Origin of the sequence: Pantoea sp. XY16, assembly GCF_025153065.1 — a bacterium.
GTDB classification, from domain to species: domain Bacteria; phylum Pseudomonadota; class Gammaproteobacteria; order Enterobacterales; family Enterobacteriaceae; genus Pantoea; species Pantoea alfalfae.
In genome coordinates, this window is sequence record NZ_JANZNP010000011.1 from 85,273 (window position 1) to 109,255 (window position 23,983).

The 23,983-nt window shown below is 55.3% G+C and carries 21 protein-coding genes; 8 read left to right on the top strand and 13 right to left on the bottom strand.

Annotation, left to right across the window (positions count from 1 at the left end; translation table 11 throughout):
- Positions 1-15: 15 nt before the first annotated feature.
- The 5 genes from glgP to glgB form a co-directional block, all read right to left on the bottom strand.
- The gene (gene glgP / locus N1689_RS15935; protein WP_135907558.1) at positions 16-2,463 is read right to left on the bottom strand and encodes a glycogen phosphorylase; all 2,448 of its coding nucleotides are present in this window, start codon (positions 2,461-2,463) and stop codon (positions 16-18) included.
- 19 nt (positions 2,464-2,482) lie between these two features.
- A complete protein-coding gene (gene glgA / locus N1689_RS15940; protein WP_161733723.1) occupies positions 2,483-3,916 on the bottom strand; it encodes a glycogen synthase GlgA in 1,434 nt (477 codons plus the stop codon).
- A gap of 63 nt (positions 3,917-3,979) precedes the next feature.
- Positions 3,980-5,272 carry a glucose-1-phosphate adenylyltransferase gene (gene glgC, locus N1689_RS15945; protein ID WP_161733725.1) on the bottom strand — a complete coding sequence of 431 codons (1,293 nt, stop codon included), beginning with the start codon at positions 5,270-5,272 and terminating at the stop codon, positions 3,980-3,982.
- A 10-nt stretch (positions 5,273-5,282) separates the two neighbouring features.
- Entirely contained in the window at positions 5,283-7,265 is a 1,983-nt protein-coding gene (gene glgX, locus N1689_RS15950) for a glycogen debranching protein GlgX (protein WP_260059413.1), read from the bottom strand.
- Positions 7,262-9,445: a 1,4-alpha-glucan branching enzyme gene (glgB, locus tag N1689_RS15955; protein WP_260059414.1), complete on the bottom strand. Its 2,184-nt coding sequence runs from the start codon at positions 9,443-9,445 to the stop codon at positions 7,262-7,264. The genes glgX and glgB overlap by 4 nt, the downstream gene beginning before the upstream one ends.
- 659 nt (positions 9,446-10,104) lie before the next feature.
- Between glgB and N1689_RS15960 the strand changes: the two genes are divergently transcribed.
- From N1689_RS15960 to N1689_RS15970, 3 genes are read left to right on the top strand one after another with little or no spacing between them, the layout of a single operon-like run.
- Positions 10,105-10,614 carry a DUF2778 domain-containing protein gene (locus N1689_RS15960; protein ID WP_222925446.1) on the top strand — a complete coding sequence of 170 codons (510 nt, stop codon included), beginning with the start codon at positions 10,105-10,107 and terminating at the stop codon, positions 10,612-10,614.
- Positions 10,595-10,861: a hypothetical protein gene (locus N1689_RS15965; RefSeq protein ID WP_260059415.1), complete on the top strand. Its 267-nt coding sequence runs from the start codon at positions 10,595-10,597 to the stop codon at positions 10,859-10,861. Before N1689_RS15960 ends, N1689_RS15965 begins: the two co-directional genes overlap by 20 nt.
- Before the next feature lies 1 nt (position 10,862).
- Entirely contained in the window at positions 10,863-11,348 is a 486-nt protein-coding gene (locus N1689_RS15970) for an Hcp family type VI secretion system effector (protein ID WP_260059416.1), read from the top strand.
- Between the two features lie 804 nt (positions 11,349-12,152).
- Here the strand turns inward: N1689_RS15970 and asd are convergent.
- Positions 12,153-13,262, bottom strand: a complete 1,110-nt coding sequence (gene asd, locus N1689_RS15975; protein ID WP_161735516.1) for an aspartate-semialdehyde dehydrogenase — start codon at positions 13,260-13,262, stop codon at positions 12,153-12,155.
- A 217-nt stretch (positions 13,263-13,479) separates the two neighbouring features.
- On the opposite strand from asd, the gene N1689_RS15980 reads away from it, so the two are divergent.
- The 3 genes from N1689_RS15980 to N1689_RS15990 all read left to right on the top strand — a co-directional run bounded on the left by N1689_RS15980 (position 13,480) and on the right by N1689_RS15990 (position 14,992).
- Complete coding sequence (locus N1689_RS15980; protein ID WP_013359324.1) at positions 13,480-14,073, top strand: YhgN family NAAT transporter; 594 nt, start codon at positions 13,480-13,482, stop codon at positions 14,071-14,073.
- Between the two features lie 179 nt (positions 14,074-14,252).
- Positions 14,253-14,678 (top strand): hypothetical protein, encoded by a 426-nt coding sequence (locus N1689_RS15985; RefSeq protein WP_161735518.1) that lies wholly within the window; start codon positions 14,253-14,255, stop codon positions 14,676-14,678.
- Positions 14,675-14,992: a DUF805 domain-containing protein gene (locus N1689_RS15990; protein WP_161735520.1), complete on the top strand. Its 318-nt coding sequence runs from the start codon at positions 14,675-14,677 to the stop codon at positions 14,990-14,992. Before N1689_RS15985 ends, N1689_RS15990 begins: the two co-directional genes overlap by 4 nt.
- 24 nt (positions 14,993-15,016) lie before the next feature.
- Here N1689_RS15990 and gntU read toward each other — a convergent pair whose 3' ends face one another.
- The 4 genes from gntU to N1689_RS16010 all read right to left on the bottom strand — a co-directional run bounded on the left by gntU (position 15,017) and on the right by N1689_RS16010 (position 18,830).
- Positions 15,017-16,357 (bottom strand): gluconate transporter, encoded by a 1,341-nt coding sequence (gene gntU, locus N1689_RS15995; RefSeq protein WP_008926287.1) that lies wholly within the window; start codon positions 16,355-16,357, stop codon positions 15,017-15,019.
- A 2-nt stretch (positions 16,358-16,359) separates the two neighbouring features.
- Positions 16,360-16,896, bottom strand: coding sequence for a gluconokinase (gene gntK / locus N1689_RS16000; RefSeq protein ID WP_161735522.1), 537 nt, complete (start codon positions 16,894-16,896; stop codon positions 16,360-16,362).
- Between the two features lie 140 nt (positions 16,897-17,036).
- Positions 17,037-18,032, bottom strand: coding sequence for a gluconate operon transcriptional repressor GntR (gene gntR / locus N1689_RS16005; protein WP_161735524.1), 996 nt, complete (start codon positions 18,030-18,032; stop codon positions 17,037-17,039).
- A 102-nt stretch (positions 18,033-18,134) separates the two neighbouring features.
- The gene (locus tag N1689_RS16010; protein WP_013359331.1) at positions 18,135-18,830 is read right to left on the bottom strand and encodes a pirin family protein; all 696 of its coding nucleotides are present in this window, start codon (positions 18,828-18,830) and stop codon (positions 18,135-18,137) included.
- A 348-nt stretch (positions 18,831-19,178) separates the two neighbouring features.
- Here N1689_RS16010 and N1689_RS16015 point away from each other — a divergent pair, with 348 nt between their 5' ends.
- Positions 19,179-19,673 (top strand): GNAT family N-acetyltransferase, encoded by a 495-nt coding sequence (locus tag N1689_RS16015; protein WP_161735528.1) that lies wholly within the window; start codon positions 19,179-19,181, stop codon positions 19,671-19,673.
- 251 nt (positions 19,674-19,924) lie between these two features.
- Here N1689_RS16015 and ggt read toward each other — a convergent pair whose 3' ends face one another.
- A complete protein-coding gene (gene ggt / locus N1689_RS16020; protein ID WP_260059417.1) occupies positions 19,925-21,676 on the bottom strand; it encodes a gamma-glutamyltransferase in 1,752 nt (583 codons plus the stop codon).
- A gap of 208 nt (positions 21,677-21,884) precedes the next feature.
- On the opposite strand from ggt, the gene N1689_RS16025 reads away from it, so the two are divergent.
- Complete coding sequence (locus N1689_RS16025; protein ID WP_161735532.1) at positions 21,885-22,172, top strand: DUF2756 domain-containing protein; 288 nt, start codon at positions 21,885-21,887, stop codon at positions 22,170-22,172.
- On the opposite strand, the gene ugpQ is transcribed toward N1689_RS16025, so the two are convergent.
- Together ugpQ and N1689_RS16035 are read right to left on the bottom strand one after the other, a co-directional pair.
- Positions 22,169-22,912 carry a glycerophosphodiester phosphodiesterase gene (gene ugpQ / locus N1689_RS16030; RefSeq protein ID WP_161735534.1) on the bottom strand — a complete coding sequence of 248 codons (744 nt, stop codon included), beginning with the start codon at positions 22,910-22,912 and terminating at the stop codon, positions 22,169-22,171. The two genes, N1689_RS16025 and ugpQ, sit on opposite strands and share 4 nt — an antisense overlap.
- Complete coding sequence (locus N1689_RS16035; RefSeq protein ID WP_161735536.1) at positions 22,909-23,982, bottom strand: sn-glycerol-3-phosphate import ATP-binding protein UgpC; 1,074 nt, start codon at positions 23,980-23,982, stop codon at positions 22,909-22,911. Before N1689_RS16035 ends, ugpQ begins: the two co-directional genes overlap by 4 nt.
- Position 23,983: the final 1 nt, after the last annotated feature.

Consider the following 23,983-nt stretch of genomic DNA (forward strand, 5'->3'; position numbering starts at 1 on the left):
GCATACTGCCCGACCCTACAGCCTTATTGGTGTAATGTTCCAGATCTCATCGGCGTACTCCTGGATGGTACGGTCCGACGAGAAGTAGCCCATGCCCGCGATATTTTTCGCCGCGCGGCGCTGCCACTCATCCGGTTTACGGTAGAGCGCATCCACCTTATCCTGGGTATCCACATAGCTGCGATAATCCGCCAGTAACTGGTAGTGATCGCCAAAGTTAACCAGAGAGTCGAACAGATTGCGGTAACGGCCCGGATCCTGCGGACTAAACACGCCAGAGGCAATCTGAGTCAGCACCTGGTGCAGCTCTTCATCCCCTTCGTAATAGTCACGCGGGTTATAGCCGCCCTTACGCAGCGCTTCGACCTGCGGCGTGGTATTACCAAAGATAAAGATGTTCTCTTCCCCGACGTGATCCAGCATCTCAACATTGGCCCCATCCAGCGTACCGATTGTCAGCGCGCCGTTCAGCGCAAACTTCATGTTACTGGTGCCGGACGCTTCCGTCCCTGCGGTCGAGATCTGCTCAGAGAGATCGGCCGCCGGGATAATGATCTGCGCCAGACTCACGCTGTAGTTCGGGATGAAGACCACCTTCAGTTTGTTCTTCACCTGTGGATCATTGTTGATCACATTCGCGACATCGTTAATCAGATGAATAATATGCTTGGCGACGTAATAGGCCGACGCTGCTTTACCGGCAAAGATATTCACGCGCGGCACCCAATCCGCCTGCGGATCGGCCTTGATGCGGTTGTAACGGGTGATCACATGCAGCACGTTGAGCAACTGACGTTTGTACTCGTGAATACGCTTGATCTGGACATCAAACAGCGCGTTCGGGTCGAGCACCACATCCAGATTCTTCGCCACCCAGTCTGCCAGCCGACGCTTGTTCTGATGCTTGGCAACCGCGACTTTTTCAATAAACGCCGGATAGTCGATCTGTGCTTTCAGCTCATCCAGCTGGCTGAGATCGGTACGCCAGTTGCGACCAATCTCCTCATCCAGTACCTCTGATAGCGCCGGGTTCGCCAGCGCCAGCCAGCGACGAGGGGTGACGCCGTTGGTTTTATTGCAGAAGCGGCCCGGGAACAGACGGGAGAAGTCGGCAAACAGCGACTGGACCATCAGGTTAGAGTGCAGCTCTGACACGCCATTCACTTTATGACTGACGACGACGGCCAGCCAGCCCATGCGTACCCGGCGTCCATCGTTCTCGTCGATGATCGAAATGCGCGACAGCAGATCCAGGTCATCAGGATAGTGATCCTGAATCGTCTTAAGGAAGAAGTCGTTAATCTCGAAAATGATGCTGAGGTGGCGCGGCAGGATCTTACCGATCATATCGACCGGCCAGGTCTCGAGCGCTTCAGTCATCAGCGTATGGTTGGTATACGAGAAGACCTGACAGCAGACGTCAAAAGCGCTGTCCCAGCTGAATTTATGTTCGTCGATCAGCAGGCGCATCAGTTCGGGAATCGCCAGCACCGGATGGGTATCATTCAGGTGAATGGCGATTTTATCCGCCAGGTTGTCCCAGGTCTGATGCATCCGCCAGTGACGGTTCAGAATGTCCTGCACCGTCGCGGAGACAAGGAAATACTCCTGACGCAGACGCAGCTCACGGCCTGAGTAGGTCGAATCATCCGGATAAAGCACGCGCGACACGTTCTCTGAGTGGTTTTTGTCTTCCACTGCCGCGAAGTAGTCGCCCTGGTTGAACTTACCGAGGTTGATCTCGTTGCTGGCCTGCGCGCCCCATAGCCGCAGGGTGTTTGTGGCATCAGTGTCGAAGCCGGGAATGATCTGGTCATAGGCCATCGCCAGAATCTCTTCAGTCTCCAGCCAGCGCACTTTGGTGCCTTCGTGCTGAACGCGACCGCCAAATCGTACTTTGTAACGGGTATTGAAACGCTGGAATTCCCATGGATTACCATACTCAAGCCAGTAATCCGGCGACTCTTTCTGCTCACCTTCCACAATGTTCTGTTTGAACATGCCGTAATCATAGCGGATGCCATAACCGCGGCCCGGCATGCCCAGCGTCGCCAGTGAATCGAGGAAACAGGCCGCCAGGCGACCCAGACCACCGTTGCCCAGCCCCGGATCGTTCTCCTCTTCCATCAGCTCGGCCAGATCCAGACCCATCTCATCCAGCGCCTGGTTGAGATCGTCATAGATCCCCATCGCCAGCAGGGCATTCCCTAAGGTGCGACCCATCAGGAACTCCATCGACAGGTAATAGACCTGGCGGACATCCTGAGAGAGCTGGGCACGGCTGGAACGCAGCCAGCGCTCCACCATCCGGTCGCGCACCGCCAGCAACGAGGCATTGAGCCACTCGTGCTTGTTGGCGATCGAGGGATCTTTGCCGATGGTAAACATCAGTTTGTAGGCAATCGAATGCTTTAAGGCATCAACCGTCAACGTTGGTGAGGCGTAAGTGAAAGGTGCATTCATATCCAGTTTTCCCAATCCGTTACATCAAACGTTGGTAGAGATCACGGTAGGCTTGTGCGGCCACCTGCCAGCTAAAGTCCATCGCCATCGCCTGGCGCTGAACGTAACGCCACAGTGAAGGACGGGACCACAACACAAACGCGCGCCGGATGGCCCGTAACAGCGACCAGGCATTGGCATCTTCAAAGCTGAAGCCACTGGCAATACCGTCGGCCAGGTTCTCCAGAGAGCTGTCATTGACGGTATCCGCCAGCCCGCCGGTGCGGCGCACTAACGGCAACGTACCATACTTCAGGCCATAAAGTTGTGTCAGGCCGCAGGGCTCAAAGCGACTCGGCACCACGATCACATCCGCGCCACCGACAATACGGTGGGAGAACGCTTCGTGATAGCCAATCTGTACGCCGACACTGCCCGGATGCTCCGCCGCCGCCGCCAGGAATCCCTGTTGCAGTTCGGCATCACCCTGTCCCAGCAGCACCAGCTGTCCGCCCTGCGCCAGCAGGCCAGGCAGCGCTTCCAGCACCAGGTCCAGCCCTTTCTGTTTGGTCAGACGGCTGATCACGCAGAATACCGGCGCTTTATCATCCACCTTCAGCCCCATCGCCACCTGCAGCTGCCGTTTGTTTTCCGCTTTCGCTTCCAGCGTGTCGCGGTTATAGCGCGCGCTCAACAGCAGATCGTGCGCCGGGTCCCAGATAGAGGGATCGACGCCATTAAGGATCCCGCTAAGACGGCCTTCCAGCATCCGCTGTGCCAGCAGGCTTTCCATGCCATAAGCATATTCGGCAGAGGTAATTTCATGAGCGTAAGTCGGGCTTACCGCCGTGATATGGTCAGCGTAAAAGAGTCCCGCTTTCAGGAAGGAGATCTGTCCGAAGAACTCCAGCCCATGCATGTTAAAGAACGACCACGGCAGGCCAATCTCATCCATGTGATGCGCCATGAATAGCCCCTGGTACGCCAGGTTGTGCACGGTAAAGACTGATTTAGCCGGACGACCGCGCGCTTCCAGATAGGCACAGGTCAGGCCAGCATGCCAGTCATGCGCATGCACGATCTCGGGACGCCACATAGCGTCCATGCCGCACGCCAGTTCACAGCCGACCCAACCCAGCAGCGCAAAGCGCAGATAGTTGTCGACATACGCAAACTGCGACTCGTCATGGTAAGGACTGCCGGGGCGATCGTAGAGGCCAGGCGCATCAATTAAGTAGATGCCCACACCATTAAATTCACCAAATAACAGACGTATATGACCGGCAAATGTCTCTCGCTCTGTCACTACCTGGAGATCAGGTATGCCTTTGCGCAATGCGGGAAAAGCGGGCAACAGTACCCGTGTATCCGTGCCGCCCGCAATCTGCGCCTGAGGTAATGCCCCAACTACATCAGCCAGTCCGCCCGTTTTCAGCAGCGGGAAAAGTTCTGAACAGACATGTAAAACCTGCATCCTCGACCTCATTAAGTTATCCGGCACGCTCCGCGTGCCGATTGCGTAAGTTCCGCTTATCGCTTACAGCCCCGCTTTGGCCAGCCTGGCCAGCATGGCGCGGGTGACCAGTACGATCCCTTCATCCGAACGGTGAAAACGGCGACTGTCTTCATCGGGGTTTTCGCCAATAACCATGCCTTCCGGCAGTTCGCAGGCACGATCAATCACGCAGCGACGCAGGCGACACGATCGGCCCACTACCACATCGGGCAGCAGTACAGTTGAATCAATATTGCAAAACGAGTTAACGCGAACGCGTGGGAACAGCACTGAATTGACCACCACCGAACCGGAGATGATGCAACCGCCCGATACCAGCGAGTTCATAGTCATTCCGTGACTGCCGGAACGGTCCTGAACAAATTTCGCCGGCGGCAGCGGCTCCATGTGAGTACGAATCGGCCAGGTAACGTCATACATATCAAGCTCAGGCATCACCGATGCCAGGTCGAGATTGGCGCGCCAGTAGGCTTCCAGCGTGCCGACGTCGCGCCAGTAAGGCGGCGCATTGTCATCGTTCTGGACGCAGGAGAGCGCAAAGGAGTGCGCATAGCCTTCGCCGCTTGCCACGATTTTCGGCAGGATATCTTTGCCGAAATCATGATTAGAGCCAGGCGTCTGCAGATCCTCCTCCAACAGCGCATAGAGATAATCCGCGTTAAACACGTAGATCCCCATACTGGCGAGCGACTGCGTGTCATCACCCGGCATGGTGGGCGGTTTCGCGGGTTTCTCTACGAAGTCGATCACCATGTTATCTTCGTTCACCGCCATCACGCCAAAGGCCGTGGCCTCATGCACTGGCACGGGTAAACAGGCGATGGTACATTTCGCCTCGTTCACCACGTGATCCAGCAGCATGCGTGAATAATCCATCTTATAAATGTGGTCCCCGGCAAGGATCACAATGTACTGCGCCTGATAGCGGCGAATCACATCAAGGTTTTGCGTCACGGCATCGGCCGTTCCGCGATACCACTGTTCGGTCGAAAAGCGCTGCTGCGCTGGCAGCAAATCGACAAACTCATTCATCTCTTCATTGAAGATCGACCAGCCACGCTGGATATGCTGAGTCAGGGTATGGGACTGATACTGGGTAATTACGCCAATCCGTCGGATACCGGAGTTGACGCAGTTGGAGAGGGCAAAGTCGATAATGCGGAACTTGCCGCCGAAATGCACCGCCGGTTTAGCACGTTTGGCCGTTAAATCGACCAGGCGCGTGCCGCGTCCGCCGGCAAGGATCAGAGCAACCGTCTGTGTAGGGAGCTGGCGGGCCAGCATCAGGTGATCTGTTCTATCTAACTTAACCATGTCTGACTCCTTATGATTGCTTTTGGAACACGCACACACCGTGTGCGGGACCATGCCAGACAGTTAGCAGGATGGGGTTGTCGTCCCCGGCGAAAGGAGGAAGGGCACGCCATTCTCCGTCTGGTAACACGATGTCATTCACCGTATCCGTGGCGTTTATTGTTATTAACCAGCGGCCGGACAGCAGGATCTGCAATCTGTGCATCCCCTGTGCCCATTCATCGTGTTGCAGTGGCTGGCCACCGGCATTGAGCCACTGCACATTGCCGTCACCGTCCTGCCACCAGCGATCTGCGGTCAGCGCCGGAATGCGCTGGCGCAGAGCAATCAGTGCTGCGGTGAATCCGACTAATCCCTTCTCATCCGCCTGCCAGTCAAGCCAGCTCAGAGCGTTATCCTGACAGTAGGCGTTGTTGTTGCCGTGCTGGGTGTGGCCGCGCTCATCGCCGGCCAGCAGCATCGGCGTGCCCTGTGACAGCAGCAACGTCGTCAGCAGTGCCCGTACGCTGCGACGGCGGCGTTCGATCACGTCAAAGCTGACGTTCAGCCCCTCTTTGCCGTGATTGTGGCTGTAGTTATCACCGTGGCCATCACGGTTATCTTCCCCGTTCGCTTCGTTGTGTTTACGTTCGAAGCTCACCACATCCCACAGCGTAAAACCGTCATGGGCGGTGATCAGGTTAACCGTGGCGTGTGGCAGCCGGTCATCATGCTGGTAGAGATCGCTGGAGGCGGCAAAGCGGCGAACAAAATCGCCGTTGCTTACGTCGCCGTGCAGCCAGTAACGACGTGCGGTGTCGCGAAACTTATCGTTCCACTCGGCAAACGGCGGCGGAAAACGGCCAACCTGATAGCCGTCAGGGCCGATATCCCACGGTTCCGCAATCAGCTTGACCTGGGAGAGCAGCGGACAGGCGCGTATCGCCTCGAAAAAGGGCGCATCACGCTGGTAATCGGGTGTACGACCCAGTACTGGTGCGAGGTCAAAGCGGAAGCCGTCGACGTGGCAGACCCGCACCCAGTAGCGCAGCGCCTCCAGGGCCCACGCCATTACCTGCGGATGGTGGATATTCAGCGTGTTGCCGCAGCCGGTCCAGTTCTGATAATCGCCCTGCTCATCCAGCCAGTAGTAGCTGGCGTTATCAATGCCACGCATGGAGATTGTCGGGCCAATCTCATCCAGTTCAGCGGTATGGTTGAACACCACATCCAGCACCACTTCGATACCCGCAGCGTGCAGGCTTTTGACCGCCTGCTGAAACTCCTGCAACGGCGTCACGCCCGGCTGACCGGAGGCGTAACGAGGGTCCACCGCCCAGAGCGCAAAGGGGTTGTAGCCCCAGTAGTTGCTGAGGCCGAGCTGCAACAGTCGCGGTTCGCTGGCGAAATGGGCCACGGGCAGCAGTTCAAGGGTGGTGATCCCCAGCTTGCGCAGGTAATCCACCATAACAGGATGACCCAGCGCCGCGTAAGTCCCGCGCAGCGTTTCCGGAATTTCCGGATGCTGCTGCGTCAGGCCGCGCACGTGGGCTTCATAAATTACCGTGTTGCCCCACGGCACGCACGGTGCGACATCGTCTTGCCAGTCGAAATCCTCTGCGACCACCCGCGACCTGGGCGCAATCGCCGCATTGTCATGCGGATCGGGTTGCGCCTCGCCGCCATGAAACAGCGGGTCATCCGGAACATCGCCTTCCACCGCGCGAGCGCAGGGATCGACCAGTAACTTCGCCGGGTTAAAGCGATGTCCCTGCTGCGGCGCCCAGGGCCCATGCACCCGGTAGCCGTAGCGCTGTCCCGGTTTTAACGCCGGAACATAACCATGCCAGATATCCCCACTGCGGCCAGGCAGCTCAAGACGCTGTTCTGCGCCCTGTTCATCAAACAGGCAGAGCTCTACGCGCTCCGCATGCTGTGAGAACAGAGTGAAGTTAACGCCTTTGCCATCATAACTGGCACCCAGCGGTTCGGGATCTCCGGCAGTAATGGTCATTCAGCCTCCCGCACCAGCCAGACTGTTGCCAGCGGTGGCAGATCCAGACTCAGCGACTGCGGTCGTCCGTGGCTCTCCTGCTCATCGGTATGCACCCGATGAATGCGCACGTCACTACCGTGATACTCATGCTGATCGGTGTTCAGTACTTCTCGCCAGTAGCCAGGCTGATTAACGCCAAAGCGATAGCCCGGACGCGGCACCGGGGTGAAGTTACTGATGACGATTACTTCGTTGCCTTCACGGTCGCGGCGGACGAAAGCGAAGACGGAGTGTTCCGCATCGTTCACCACCAGCCACTCAAACCCTGCCGGATCAAAGTCGAGCTGATGCAATGGCGTGTAGTGCTGATAGGTGTGGTTGAGATCGCGCACCAGACGCTGAACGCCGTTGTGCCAGTTGTCATCCCCTTCCAGCAGGTGCCAGTCCAGGCTGACGTCGTGGTTCCACTCGCGGCCCTGAGCAAATTCGTTGCCCATAAACAGCAGTTTCTTGCCCGGGAAGCCCCACATCCAGCCATAGTAGGCACGCAGGTTGGCGAACTTCTGCCAGGCGTCGCCCGGCATACGATCGAGAATTGAGCGCTTACCGTGCACCACTTCGTCATGCGACAACGGCAGCACAAAGTTTTCGGTGTAGTTGTACATCATGCCGAAGCTCATCAGGTTGTGATGGTGCTTGCGGTAGATGGGATCGACCTGCATGTAATCGAGCGTGTCGTGCATCCAGCCCAGGTTCCATTTGAACCAGAAGCCCAGCCCGCCGCCTTCGGTCGGACGCGTCACACCAGGATAGTCGGTTGACTCTTCAGCCATGGTTACCGACCCGGATGCCACAGTGCCGAGCGTGCGGTTGGTGTAACGCAGGAATTCGATCGCTTCGAGGTTCTCGCGGCCACCGAACTGATTCGGCACCCACTCTCCTTCGTTGCGGCTGTAATCGCGGTAGATCATCGACGCGACCGCATCCACACGCAGGCCATCGATGCCAAAGCGTTCGGTCCAGTAGAGCGCATTGCCCGACAGGTAGTTGCTCACTTCCCGGCGACCAAAGTTGTAGATCAGGGTGTTCCAGTCCTGGTGGAAGCCTTCACGCGGGTCGCTGTGCTCATAGAGCTGCGTTCCGTCGAAGCGCGCCAGACCGAAATCATCGCTGGGGAAATGACCCGGCACCCAGTCGAGCAGCACGTTGAGGCCCGCGTCATGGGCGGCGTCAATGAAGGCGCGGAACTCGTCACGGGTACCAAAACGTCGGGTCGGCGCATACATGCCCAGCGGCTGATAGCCCCAGCTGCCATCAAACGGATGTTCGTTGATCGGCAGCAGTTCGATATGGGTAAAGCCCATCTCTTTGACGTAGGGCACCAGCTGTTCAGCCAGCTCTTTGTAGCTCAGCCAGAAGTTGTTGTCGGTGTGACGACGCCAGGAGCCCAGATGCACTTCATAGATGGAGATCGGCGCGTCGAAGGCGTTGGCCGCCTTGCGCTCCGCTTTCATCTCAACCGGCTCTGGCAGACCACAGATCATCGACGCAGTCTGCGGACGCATCTGCGCCTCAAACGCGTACGGGTCCGCTTTGATGCGCAGTTCGCCATTGGCGTCGATGATTTCATACTTGTAGAGCTGGCCATTGACCGCGCCCGGTACAAAAAGCTCCCAGATGCCCAGCTCCTGACGCAGACGCATCGGATGACGGCGGCCATCCCAGAAGTTGAAATCGCCAACCACTGACACGCGACGGGCGTTGGGTGCCCAGACGCAGAAGCGGGTGCCGAAGACGCCATCAATGACGTCGCCGTGCGCGCCCAGCGTCTCATAAGGGCGCAGGTGTGTCCCTTCCGCCAGCAGCCACAGATCCATCTCCTGCAGCAGCGGACCAAAGCGATAGGCATCGTCTACCAGGTTTTGCTGGCCGTGCCAGTTCACCGCCAGCTGATAGCGGAACGGGTTTTTGCGGCGTGGAATGACGCCACTGAAGAAGCCGCGTGCATCTTCACACACCAGCTGAGCCAGTTTGCGCCCGGTGGAGGTTTCAATGACCCACACTTCAAGCGCTTCGGGAAGCAATGCCCTGACTTCAAGGCCTTGCTGAGTTCGGTGCATCCCTAGTAACGAAAAAGGGTCGGCATAATTACCCGCAAACAGGGCATTGATCGCATCGCGATCGGGAAGCTCTGACATGACTTTCTTCCTGTGATAATTGGCAGCCGAAATGAACGCGACACAGCCTGTCGCGGTTCATCTGCGCTGCTCTTCATTGAGCCATACGTACAACGACAAAGAAGTCAGGCCATTCCGTGGGAAAAGTGTTTTTGCCGTGTACCACAACCATTTAATCCGGAAAGCACAAGAGTGACCTGTGGCACATCATGGTTAAATCATAGCTTGGTCACGGGAGTTGCCATGGACTTAAGCAAAATATTCTTTAGCGATCGGCAAAAAAGGGAAGCAGATCACTGAGTAAGCGAAACGGTAGATTGTTTCGTGTACGACAGTGATGAAAATGCCAAGTAAATGGATGATTATTTTCATTTAAGCTGCCCGAAATGCCCCAACTGATGAAGCAACATTTTTTACTGGATCGAAACGATAGCTCTGCCGCCGACCCTGGTCAGCCTCCGGAAGCGTGGAGTGCAGACAACGATCAAGAAAAGCTACCTGATAACGTGTTGTAAAGCGATGGTTAACGGCATGTTTCTGGGATTGGCAGGATTTGGGACACCAACAGGGCTGGAAGTGAATCGGCTTCACAAGCTTAATTTTTTACAGAAATAGCCATTCGTCTGTTTTTTTCTTTGTATTAGCATGCAAATAAAAATAACAGAGGCAAAGGAATGGCTATGACTTTATACGGAAAGTTTGTAATCAATAACGCTGATTATTCACCACTGAGTTTTCCGGGAGTAGGAACGTTTTTAGCGTTTTCTGGTAATGGCATCTATCGTAACAAGGGTGGTTGCGGGATGATAATTAATAAGGGACCATTACCTGCCGGACGTTACTACATTGTTGACCGCCCTTCTGGTAGTTGGATCAACAGCGTCAGAGCATGGGCAATTGACGAAATAAAATCTGCGTTTAAGTATCATGTTGATCATTCAGAATGGTTTGCCCTTTTTCGTGCAGATAACATGATCGACGATAGCACATTCTTTCGGGGCGTAGCCCGGGGCGGTTTCAGGCTTCATCCTGGTCATGTCTCAGAGGGTTGCATTACTCTTGCCTGGCAATCCGATTTCGACATGCTGAGAAATGCTCTGCTAAGAACGTCCAGAACCCCGATTCCGGGCAGCGACTTAAAAGCCTATGGCACCATTGAGGTAATCACTTATGGCGATACTTGCCCGTAAATCAGGGAAGGTAGCCTTTTTCCTTCTGATTTTACTTTGTGTGGGGCGGACTATGGGTGAACCGTATAACTGGATTAACTATGATTTCGTTTTGAAGATAGGAAACCTGCTTTATGGCCCTGGTGAAATTGGCGCAGAGGCAATAGATGATACGTTTTTCTATATTAGTTTCCTCGCTAATATAGTTATTACTGTGGTGGTTTTTTTCCTGACAATGAAGTTAATCACAAAAATAAGGAGATATTAACATGTCAATTCCTGCTTATATGTGGCTCAAAGATGATGGCGGCGCTCATATTAAAGGCTCCGTTGATGTCCAGGATCGTGATGGCAGCATTGAGATTGTGGGTTTCAGTCATGGGCTGAATATTCCTGTAGACAGCGCCAACGGCAAGATTACCGGCAAGCGTTCACACTCACCGATGATGATTGAAAAGGAGTTTGATAGCTCCAGTCCTTATCTGTACAAGGCGGTGGCGACGGGTCAGACGCTGCAAAGTGCGGAAATCCGCTGGTACAGAATCAACCATGCCGGTCAGGAAGAGTGTTACTTTGTTATGACTATCGAGGGGGTAAAGATTACCGGTGTGAATCCCGGCATGCCAAATGCTAAAATGTCAGGTAATGCGCAAATTAATCATATGGAATCGATATCCATGATGTATGACAAAATTACATGGCGTTATGTTGATGGAAATGTGCAGTATACGGATGACTGGAATGTACGGGCATAGCGCATCGGAAAGAAAAGCATGGCTGAAAAGGATTAATTAAAAAAAAGGATTAGCTGAAAATGGCCGTGAATTTTACCCACTGGTGCAGTCGTAAAGTGGTACGCCAGTATCAGTGGGTAGCCGTTATAATAAAAAATAATCCAGAAACTTCATTATTTAAAAAAACAATCAAGCCAGTAACAGCGCAAACTTTCTTTAACTTTATTCACCCTGTAAAACACAGCGCTAACATAATAAAAATTAGCAAGTCATTTTTTTTGAACATCATCACACTTTAGATATTAAGCGATTAAGCAATCCTGACTGGAAATGAAAAAATAAACAATCATATTAAAAGTGGTTGGAAAATAACTTTCAAGAAGCGAGGTTTATTTTATGTCTAACGTTTATGTAGAACCACAGCCTACCGGACGCCCGGAAGGATCAGCGATCACACATTATACCGTCGAATATGCTGGAGGTCAGAGTATTGATGGATTGAATCATTCAACTCAAGACAGCGCAATTCAGGCAGCCAAAAAGGCAGGCCATAATCCGCTAGTCGCCCGAGTAAGAAATACCAGCAAAGGCAATCCTGATCACTGGCGCTCTGCCTGATAATGGCAATAGAGACATAAAAAAGCCCCTTGAGGCTTTTTTAAGTTATACCCGCTCATAACATTGCATTTAATTTTAACTAAACAAAAAGCCCGCAACCATCAGTAATGATTACGGGCTTTCACATAGCGACCAGGCGGTTAGCCGATCCATTGTTTCATCTGATCGGCATTGATTATCAATCCGCCCTGTGGCGATGTTTGCTGTTTAGTTGGTTAACAACCGCAGCATGCGACGCAGCGGTTCGGCTGCGCCCCATAACAGCTGATCGCCCACCGTGAAGGCGGAGAGATATTCCGGCCCCATATTCAGTTTACGCAAGCGGCCAACTGGTGTGGTCAGCGTGCCGGTAACAGCGGCTGGCGTCAGTTCACGCATCGTCAGCTCGCGATCATTCGGCACCACTTTGACCCACTCATTGTGAGAGGCCAGCAGCTGCTCAATTTCAGCCAGCGGCAGGTCGCGTTTCAGCTTCAGCGTAAAGGCCTGGCTGTGGCAGCGCAGCGCCCCGACGCGCACGCACAAGCCATCAACCGGAATGACTTTAGAGGTGGCGAGGATCTTGTTGGTCTCCGCCTGGCCTTTCCATTCTTCGCGGCTCTGGCCGTTATCCAGCTGCTTATCAATCCATGGAATCAGGCTGCCTGCCAGCGGTACGCCGAAGTTGTCGGTTGGTAAAGTGCCGGAACGGGTAAAGTCGGTCACGCTACGCTCAATGTCGAGAATGGCCGAAGCCGGGTTCTGCAACGCAGGCGCAACGTGATCGTGCAGCATGCCCATCTGGGTCAGCAGTTCGCGCATGTGGCGCGCGCCGCCGCCAGAGGCTGCCTGATAGGTGGCAACCGAGGCCCACTCCACCAGATCCTGCGCAAACAGGCCGCCCAGCGACATCAGCATGAGGCTGACAGTACAGTTACCACCCACAAAGGTTTTGATGCCACGGTCGATGCCCTGGCGAATCACCGCATGGTTGACCGGATCGAGGATGATGATGGCATCATCTTTCATGCGCAGCGTAGAGGCCGCATCAATCCAGTATCCCTGCCAGCCGCTGGCGCGCAGCTTTGGATAGACGTCACTGGTGTAGTCGCCGCCCTGGCAGGTGATAATGATATCCAGCGCGCGCAGCGCTTCAATATCAAACGCATCCTGCAGGGTGCCCTGCTGTTTGCCCGCAAACGCGGGTGCCGCCTGACCATGCTGCGACGTCGAGAAGAAGACCGGATTGATTGCATCAAAATCACGCTCTTCACTCATGCGGGACATCAGCACTGAGCCGACCATGCCGCGCCAACCAACAAAACCTACATTCTTCATGTCGTGTCCGTCTAAGGCAGTTACACCTGCTTTTCATTTCAGAGGAGAGAGCGGCGTGCTATTTTCACGCCGCTCTGCGTAATAATAGGATTTACCTGTGTCCTCTCACTCTACAAAATGCAGGCCGGGTAGCAAGTGAATTAATTCGATTACGCTAACTTTTTCAGCAGCGTAACTAATAACTCCGCTTTTTCGCGAACAACATGGCGCAAAACCGATGACTGAAATGATTTCGGCAACAATATTATTGTTGTTAATTATGGATCCGCTGGGCAATCTGCCGATTTTTATGTCGGTTTTGAAGCATCTGGAGCCGAAACGGCGGCGGGTGGTGCTAATCCGCGAAATGCTGATTGCCCTGATCATCATGCTGCTGTTCCTGTTTACCGGCGAACGCATCCTGGCGTTTTTAAATCTGCGCACCGAAACAGTGTCGATTTCCGGCGGGATCATCCTGTTTCTGATCGCCATCAAGATGATTTTCCCGTCGGCTGAAAGCAGCAGTTCTGGCTTACCGGCGGGTGAAGAGCCGTTCCTGGTGCCGCTGGCGATTCCACTGGTGGCCGGGCCATCGCTGCTGGCCACATTGATGCTGCTGTCGCATCAGTATCCGCATCAGATGTCGCATCTGGTAGGCGCGCTGCTGATCGCCTGGGGCGTAACGGTCGCTATTCTGCTGATGTCAGGTCTGTTCCTGCGTCTGCTGGGCGATAAGGGTGTGAATGCGCTGGAACGTCTGATGGGATTAATACTGATTATGCTGGCCACCCAGATGTTCCTGGATGGCATTCGGGCTTATCTGAAGTTATAAGCGCGCCTTTGTCCTTTTACACTGACAGGCAGGCAGCCGCATCAGTTCAGCCTGTTTATCACATAGTTACGGCATTGAAATGAACAATATTATTTATATGATGCTGTAAAAAAGGAGATATCTATGGCGGGTAGTATCGAAAGTTAGATACAGCGTCTGAAAACCCGGAGGGAAATGCAATGAGGTTGTTATTACCCTTTTTCTTCGGCGCGCTCTATCTGATAACAGGTTACGTCTCCCTTCAGGAAGTCCTGGAGTATGCCAGCAGCGGCCATTCAGGGGTGATCACAGATATGCGCAGTTATCTGGTTGCCCCACTACTCTGCGCGTTGCTCTGGCTACTGGTTTATCTGGTAGCCTGGTGGGGTTTCAGAAAAATTGCCGCCCTGTCCGTGGCTAAAGAAACAGTTTTTCAGGCGCTATTCTTTCTGGCAAATATACTCTGTTTAGCTGGCCTGACCGTATTATCCGTCCCGAGCCAGAAAGCGGCGCTGAATGACGTGCAACTGATGCAAGTTGACGTCACTGATTTGGCCTGGGTTTACTTGCTTGCCGCCGCTATCACGCTGGTTGTTTTTGCTCTGATAAGAAGAAAATGGGCATGAACAGGCTGCTGCAAATTATCAAAAGCTGTCTGCTGCGCACGTTTAACTATGAAGGGCGTGAAGGAAGGACGAGCTATTTTATTTTCCTGCTGTTTCAGCTGGTCTGGTTCTGCTGTTATCTGCAATGGTTTACCGGGCCAGAGCATGAAATAAGCTTAATCGCGCTGCTGCTGTTTGTTTTGCCTCTATTTTCCTGCGGGGTGAGAAGAATAAATGACGCCGGCTATTCACGCGGCGTCATTGCCCTTTTGGTAGTGGCACCTTATCTGCTGTTCCCTTTTTTACTCTTCCCCGGCTCGCGGGAAAAAAACTGACGGGCAGATAGCCCGTCGGGTTGGTCAGGAAAGCAGTTCGAAAGCAATCATTCCAACAACTGCACCCACGGTGCCGAGAATGGTCTCCATCAGTGTCCAGGTCTTCAGGGTTTCCGCTTCGCTGGCTCCGGTGAAGCGGCCAAACAGCCAGAACCCGGCATCGTTCACATGGCTGATAATAATCGAGCCACCGCCGATGCAGATCGACAGCGCCGCCAGCTGAGCACCGCTGTAATGCAGCGGTTCAATCACCGGCATGATTAAGCCGACCGTGGTCAGACAGGCGACCGTCGCCGACCCCTGAATCACCCTCACCGCGCCCGACAGGATAAAGCAGGCCAGCGCAATCGGCAGGCCCGCGCCAGTCAGCGCATTGCCCAGCACCGGGCCGACGCCGGAATCCACCAGCACCTGCTTGAACACGCCGCCTGCGCCAATCACCAGCAGGATAATCCCGGCCGGTTGCAGCGCGCTGCCGCACACCTGCATCACCCGCTCTTTATCCATACCCTGACGGTAAGCCAGGCCATAAATCGCGACCAGCAGCGCCAGCAGGATGGCGGTGAAAGGATGGCCGATAAATTCCAGCCACTCATACAGCGTGGTGCCTTCGGTTGTGAAGCGTGCGCCGATGGTTTTCAGGCCGACCAGCACCAGCGGGAACAGAATCAGTGAGAGGCTGAAGCCAAACGACGGCAGTTTACTCTCATCAACATCCGGCTGATGATCTTCCGGTGGCGCACTGAACGTCACGTGATTGCCGATGAAGTTGCCAAACAGCGGCCCGGCAATCAGCATGCCCGGGATCGCCGCACAAAGACCCAGCAAAATCATCCAGCCAAAGTCCGCGTGCATCTGTGAAGCCAGCAGCATCGGAGCCGGTCCGGGCAGCAGGAACGCCGCCGACGCGGCCACACCGGCAAACAGCGGAATGACCAGCTTCACCAGATTGCCACCAGTTCGCCGCGCCACCGCAAACGCGATGCTGATCAACAGCACCACCGCCACCTCAAAGAAAAGCGGCAGCGCGCAGATCAGACCGGCAATGCCCATCGCATAATGGGCGCGGCTCTGACCAAAGGTTTTCAGCATCCGGATCGCGATTTGATCCACGGCGCCGGTTTCATGCAGGATTTTGCCGAACATTGCGCCCAGTGCAACCACAATGGCGAGGAAGCCGAGCGTGCCGCCCATCCCCTTCTGCATGGTTTCCGCGATTTTGTTCAGTGGCATGCCGGAGAACAATCCGGCACCGATGGAGACTAACATCAGCGCGACAAAGGCGTGCATCCGTGCCTTCATCACCAGAAAAAGCAGCAGCAGGACGGAGCCTGCTGCGGTCAAAACGAGTGTTGCGGTATTCATCTCTAACCCTGGCTGATAGCGTCCTGAATAGTTGCAACCGTAGCCGCTACCACCTCGTCCAGTGAATGCGCGATATCCACGACCAGGACATCCGGCTCGTCCCGCCCTGGCTCTTCCAGCGTGGCAAACTGGGTTACCAGCATCTGCGGCTTGAAGAAGTGGCCCTTACGCGCCTTCAGGCGGGCTTCGATGGTGTCAAAATCGCCTTTCAGGTAGACAAAACGCAGGTTGTCATTGCCCTGACGCAGAATGTCGCGATAACTTTTTTTCAGGGCTGAGCAGACAATGATGGAGATCGCCTGGGTCCGCTGCATGGCAAATGCGGCATCATTCAGCGCCTGTAACCACGGCTGGCGATCGCTGTCATCCAGCGGATGACCATCGGCCATCTTCAGGATATTGGCGCGCGGGTGGAGAAAATCACCGTCAAGAAAGGCTGTATTCAGCTGGTGAGAGACCTGGTTGGCGACAGCAGACTTCCCGCTGCCTGAAACGCCCATCAGGATAAAAACGTGATGCGACGGGGATTGCGTTGTCATTTTTCTGCTCCGGCAGGTGAGAATTTGCCAATGTTACCGATAACAATGTCGTTTCTCATTCTCCTGGCCGGTTAACAGCCTGGCAACCTTTTTACCAGGAAAAGCATAAAAGTGTGAGCTGACTCATAAAAACAACACAATCAGATGCTGCCACCTTCACTGATCTCAAAACCGATATCCCGAAGCGGATTATCACTGTTCTCACCGGCAATACGCGCCAGCAACATCGCCGCCGCTTCACGCCCCATGCGGTCGCGTGGCGTCAGCACGGTCGCCAGCTGTGGTGTGACGACCTGACTGATATCATGGCCGTGAAAACCCGCAATCGCCATCTGAATGGGTACCTGCAATCCCTGGCGCTGACACTCAAACATCGCGCCGACCGCCAGGTCATCATTGGTACAGAACAGGCTATCCGTTTCAGGATAGAGACGTTGCGCCTCACGCAGCAAATCGCCACCGGCGCTGAATGATGAGGCATCTTCCATCATCACGCTGTGCGGCGTCAGACCCGCTTCGTGCATGGCGATTTCATAACCGCGCTGCTTTTGCAGCGTACGTTCATCAAGGCGTGCGCCAAGATAGACGGTGTGACGATGGCCTTTACTGAGGATCGCCTGCGTCATCTGCCGGGCCGCTTCGACGTTATCAAAGCCGACCGCCATATCCAGGCAGGGTGTAACGCTGTCCATCACCTCAATCACCGGAATACCGGCCACTTCCAGCATACGCAGCGTGCCTGGCGTATGGGTGCGTTCGGTGAGGATAACGCCATCAATGTTCCAGCCCAGCAGCGAGCGCAGTTGCAGCTCCTCTTTTTGCGGGTTGTAACCAAAGTGGGCGACCAGCGTCTGATAGTTGGCTTCGTCAGTGACGGCTTCAATGCCGCGCAATACGTCAGCAAAAACCTGGTTAGTGAGTGATGGCAGCAGTACGCCGATGGCACGGCTGGTAGCGTTAGAAAGCATATCGGGGGCGCGATTGGGGATATAACCCAGCTCATCCAGTGCCACTGCAATCTTGTCCCGCAGGGCAACAGAGACCTGCTCAGGATTACGCAGGTAACGGCTGACGGTCATTTTTGTAATGCCGACGCGATCGGCAACATCCTGTAATACCGGTCTTTTCTTCTTCATCGTAGCGCCTGGGATCGCCCTGAAAGCTAAAGTACGATGAGTCTATCACTTTTCTGTCACAAAATTCCTAACCGGGCGCGACGAGTCGCGCCCGTTATCTGCTTAGACGGGTGGCAGATCAAATAGCAGAACTTCGGCAGCCGAGCTGGCTTCAATCGTCAGCGCGCTTTCGTCCCAGATCGCCAGGGCGTCGCTGGTGGTAACCGCGTTGCCGTTAACGGTAACATCACCTTTCACGACCTGAATCCAGATACGGCGTCCCGCATCAATCGCGACGTTATCCTGCTCACCGGCAGCCAGTACCCAGCGCGATAAGGTCATGTCCTGATAAACTTTCAGCGATCCTTCACGGGCATCGGGGCTTAACACCAGCTGACGTCCCTGCACATCCGGGAAGCGGCGCTGATCGTAGCGTGGTTCAATGCCGGTGCGCTCAGGAATGATCCAGATCTGATAGAGGTGCAACGGCTCGCTTTCGCTGGCGTTGTACTCCGAGTGACGTACGCCGGTGCCGGCGCTCATGATCTGGAACTCCCCTGCCGGGATCTGCTCTTTGTTGCCCATGCTGTCCTGATGCTCAACCGTACCGGAGAGCACGTAGGTCAGAATTTCCATATCTTTATGCGGATGGGTGCCAAATCCCTGACCGCCATCGATCACATCTTCATTGATGACCCGCAGCGCGGAGAACCCCATGAAGTTCGCATCGTGATAGCTGGCGAAAGAGAAGGTATGCCAGCTATCCAGCCAGCCATGGTTTGCGTGACCGCGTTCTTCAGCTTTGCGTACATAGATCATGTTCAAATCTCCTCAATGTTTTTTATAGTGTGTCCCTGAGGCGGTTTGATTGATAGCTGAAAAACTTCACGCCTCTTTTCAAATTCATTGAATGAGTGCGACGCAGTGGCTGAAAAGGATTGAAGGAGTGCAGGCAAAAAAAAGCCAGCATCTAAGCTGGCGAAATAATACTGGAAGCAATGTGAGCAATGTCGTGCTTTTCCAGGCTGTCGGGCGACCTCCCGGAAACGCATAGCAATAATAATCATTATCATTCGCGTCTGTAAAGTTCTTTTCACATTTTTTACCCTGATTAACGCGGTGAATACCTTGATGTTTAAAAGGTTTTTATGGACTAAAGGAGAGACCATGAGTGAAATAGTTGTCCGCCACGTCATGCCAGAAGATGCTGCTGCGCTGCACAGGATTTACAGTCAGCCAGATACCCAGGCCAGCACGCTGCATCTGCCTCACTCATCGCTACAGATGTGGCAGACCCGCCTCGCTACACCACCGCCCCATTCGCATCTGCTGGTGGCCTGTATCGACGAAGAGGTTGTAGGCCAGTGTGCGCTGGACGCAGTAGCACGTCCCAGACGCCGTCACGTCGCCTCGCTGGGGATGGGCGTGGATGAACGCTACCGGCAGCGAGGCGTCGGTACTGCACTCATGCGTGAAATGGTCTCGTTATGTGACAACTGGCTACAGGTGAGCCGAATGGAGCTGACGGTGTTCGTGGATAATGGCCCGGCTATCGCCCTGTATCAGCGTTTCGGGTTTGAGATTGAGGGAACGGCTAAAGGCTTCGCAATGCGACACGGTGAACTGATTGACGCGCATTATATGGCGCGGGTTAAAGCCTGACGTGTGGAAGCAGAAAGAGCACCGAAGGCGCCCTTTCTGCTGATAAACCCTGACAAGGTTCGCTGTCAGTTAGCGGCTGCGCAGGAAACAGGGTCAGATCGGAAAGACGCAAAAGCCGTCATCCATGACATGCTCGGCCCGCGCCGTCCTGGCGCGGGACGCTTTCCTCTTCTGACCCAGTTCCCTGCGCGTTAAGCTTATTTATTGCTGTCAGATTCACCCGGGTTTGAGTTTGTCAGCAGTCTCAAATCTCAATAACCCGCACTCAAATCATCGATGCTGCGCGGATCGGAAGCGCCGTAGAGCATGCCATCCGGCCCGATCATGATGCTCTGCGTACTGCCCATCGACGGAAGTACCTTCACATGCTGACCTTTGGTTTCCAGCAGACGCAGCGTATCGGGACTGAAGCCCTTCTCCACCCGCAGCTGATCCGGCAGCCACTGATGATGGAAGCGCGGCGCATTGGTGGCTTCCGCCACATTCATCCCGAAATCGATGCTGTTAACCACCATCTGCAATACCGTGGTGATAATGCGGCTGCCGCCAGGACTGCCGGTCACCAGCCAGGTTTTGCCCCCTTTGGCGACGATAGTCGGCGACATCGATGACAACGGACGTTTCGCCGGTTGCACCGCATTCGCTTCCCCGCCGACCAGCCCGTAGACATTTGGCGTGCCTGGCTTGGCAGAGAAGTCATCCATCTCATTATTCATCAGGATGCCACTCTTGCCCGCCACAATTCCGCTGCCGAAATAGGTGTTAAGGGTATAGGTTACCGCAACGGCATTGCCCTGCTTATCCACCACCGAGAAATGGGTGGTCTGATTACTTTCGTAAGGTTCGAGCTTACCGGGCTTGATCTCGCTGGAAGGGCGCGCCTTTGCTACATCGATCTGCTGCGCCAGCGTTTTGGCATAGGCTTTACTGGTCAGCGCCTGCCACGGTACCTTCACGAAATCGGGATCGCCAAGATATTCCGAGCGGTCCGCGTAGGCATATTTCTCCGCTTCTGCCATCACCTGCATGGCGTCAGCACTGCCAAAGCCCATCTTCGCCAGATCGAAGTTCTCCAGGATATTGAGGATCTGCACGATGTGGATACCACCGGATGACGGCGGCGGCATAGAGAAGACTTCATAGCCACGGTATGTTCCGCTGACAGGCGTTCGCTCGACCGCACGATAGGCCGCCAGATCAGCTTTGTTGATCAGGCCGCCATGCTGCGCCATCTCGCCGGCGATCTCATCCGCGATTTCACCTTTGTAAAACGCATCCGGTCCCTGACGGGCAATCAGTTGCAGGCTGTGGGCCAGGTTTTTCTGCACCAGCCGATCGCCCTTCTGCCACGGCGTGCCGTCCGGTTTATAGAAAATCGCTTTACTGTTCGGATGGGTGATCAACACTTCTTTGCCGTAGGTCTTCAGGTCATCCGCCAGCGCATCGTTGACCGGAATACCGTCACGCGCCAGTTTGATCGCTGGTGCCAGCAGCGTGCTCAGCGGCAGGGTGCCATATTTCTGCGCAGCCAGCGCCAGTCCGGCAACGGTGCCCGGCGTGCCGGAAGCAAGGTGTGACGTCAGCGACAGCTTACTGTCGGCGTTGCCCTGCTTATCCAGAAACATATCGCGCGACGCATGGCCCGGTGCCATTTCACGGAAATCGATAGCGGCCGCGCGGCCAGAGGCAGTGCGCAGCAGCATAAAGCCGCCGCCGCCCAGGTTGCCCGCCTGCGGATGGGTCACAGCCAGCGCAAAGCCCACGGCGACCGCGGCATCTACCGCATTACCGCCCTGACGCAGAATTTCCACGCCCACCTGGGTTGCAAGCGCATCCACCGACGCTACCATGCCGTGCTGCGCTTTTACCGGGTGAAAGGTATCACTGTCCACGCCGTAGGAGACCGGTGGTGCCTGAGTGGGCGCGGCATAAGTGCCTGCCACCATGGTAAAGCTCATCACCAGCGACCAGCTAAGCTGACGCACTGTCTGCTGCATTTTCATCCTGCCACCATCCCATGTTGTTATTTACATTTTTTTATCATTTCTGCAAGTGCCTACAAATACAGCAAAATAACCGGGGTTAAGTCAAATCAGGAATAGATCGGAAAGTAAGGTCTGTGATATCGCGTAAACTTATGGGTGCGACCCTGATATCGGTGTGCGCCGTTGTGCACCCAAAAAACCTGTCGCGATAAAGGAAGGAGCAAAGATGAAAAAGTGGATGATTGTTTTAGCCGCCCTGCTGCCTTTCGCCAGTCAGGCGAACACGCTGAACAGCACCAACGATCCAAATAAACCGGGCTATAACCCGAGCCAGCAGCGGATGCAGTCGCAGATGCAGAGCCAGCAACAGCAGCAACAGCTGAAGCTGCGCCAGGATCAGCAGCGTCAGACGCAGGACATGCAGCGTAAAATGCAGGAGCAGCGCAACAGCGCCCAACAGCGGGTGATAACCACACAGCCGGGCCAGCAGAACCAGAGTCCGAATCAGAACTAATGAAAATCGGGGCCAATGATGTCGATGCTGTCGGTACAGATGGCATCGACGCCCCACGTCAGCAATTCCCGCGCCCGGTCCGGGCTGTTCACGGTATAGACCAGAATCTTCAGGCCCGCACTTTTCAGCTCTGCAACCCGCTCCGCAGTCAGCACTTTATGGTTGAGGTGGATGGATACGCACGCCAGCGCCGTGGTTTTTTCCTGCCACTGTGGATCCCAGCTGTGCGACAGCAGGCCACGCGGCAGCCCTGGCTCGACCTGCATCGCCGCTTCCAGTGCTTCAAAAGAGAACGAAGAGAGCAACGGTGCGGTCTGACCCTGCCACAGGATCGCGGCAGCCTGCGCCACGGCGCGTCCGGTTTCGGCGTCACTGCCGGTGGTCGGTTTGATTTCGATGTTCACCATCATCTGATGCTGACGACAGCGGGCCGCGACTTCATCCAGCCGCGCCAGCTTCTCGCCGGTAAACGCGTTGCCAAACCAGCTGCCCGCGTCGAGCTGCGACAGCTTCTCCCACGGCAGCTGACCCGCGACGCCCCAGCCGTTACTGGTGCGATCCAGCGTGTCGTCATGCAGCAGGAAGATCTGCGCATCCGCCGATAATTTGGCATCAAATTCAATCATCTGATGACCATACTTCGCGCCAGTGTCGATCGCGGCCAGCGTGTTTTCTGGTGCCAGTTTACCGCCGCCACGATGGGCGACGATGCGGGGATAAGGCCAGTGTTGTGTGCTCATTCCAGACGCTTTCCATGAGTTGAATCGAAGAAGTGTAACGCATCTGACGGCAGATGCAGCCACAGCGTACTGCCTGGCTGCGGCCGTTCGCTGTGGGCTAAGCGTACCACCAGTGGCGTGTCACCGATGCGACCATGGGCCAGATTATCGGCACCCAGCATCTCCAGCGTATCGACTCGCAGCGGCACGCCGCCCTGCTCGCGGCTACTGAGCCGGATGTGCTCTGGCCGGATGCCCAGCACCACCGGCCGGTTGGCCCATTTCGCTTTTGTGTCGCTGAGCGGCAGGGCATGCGAGGCGTCGAGGTCAAAGCGCGATCCGTCGCTGCTGAACTGTCCTTTCAGCAGGTTCATGGCAGGCGCGCCGATAAACGAGGCAACAAACTGGCTGGCGGGACGTTCATACACCTCAACCGGCGTGCCAAGCTGCTCGACCACCCCTTTGTTCATTACCATCACCCGCTGCGCCAGCGTCATCGCCTCCACCTGATCATGCGTGACATAGAGGCTGGTGGTCTGTAAGCGGCGATGCAGCTGTTGCAGTTCCAGCCGCATCTGCACCCGCAGGCGGGCATCAAGATTCGACAACGGCTCATCAAACAGAAACACTGCCGGTTCACGTACGATGGCGCGCCCCATCGCCACGCGCTGGCGCTGTCCGCCAGACAGCTCGCGAGGCCGCCGCATCAGCAGGTGATCCAGCTCCAGACTGCGCGCCGTTTCAAGTACCCGCTGGCGAATCTGCTCTTTGCCCATACCGCGGATTTTCAGGCCATAGGCCATGTTCTCCTCTACCGACATATGGGGATAGAGCGCGTAGTTCTGGAACACCATCGCAATGCCGCGATCTTTCGGCTCTTCCTGAGTGACGCGCCGGTTGTCGATATAGATATCGCCGGAGCTGACGCGCTCCAGTCCGGCCACCATGCGCAGCAGGGTCGATTTGCCGCAGCCGGACGGCCCGACCATCACCATAAATTCGCCGTCATTGATGGTGACGTTCAGCGGCTGAATGATCTGATTTTTGCCATCGTAGGACTTGGTTACTGCCTGAAGGGTTACGCCTGCCATC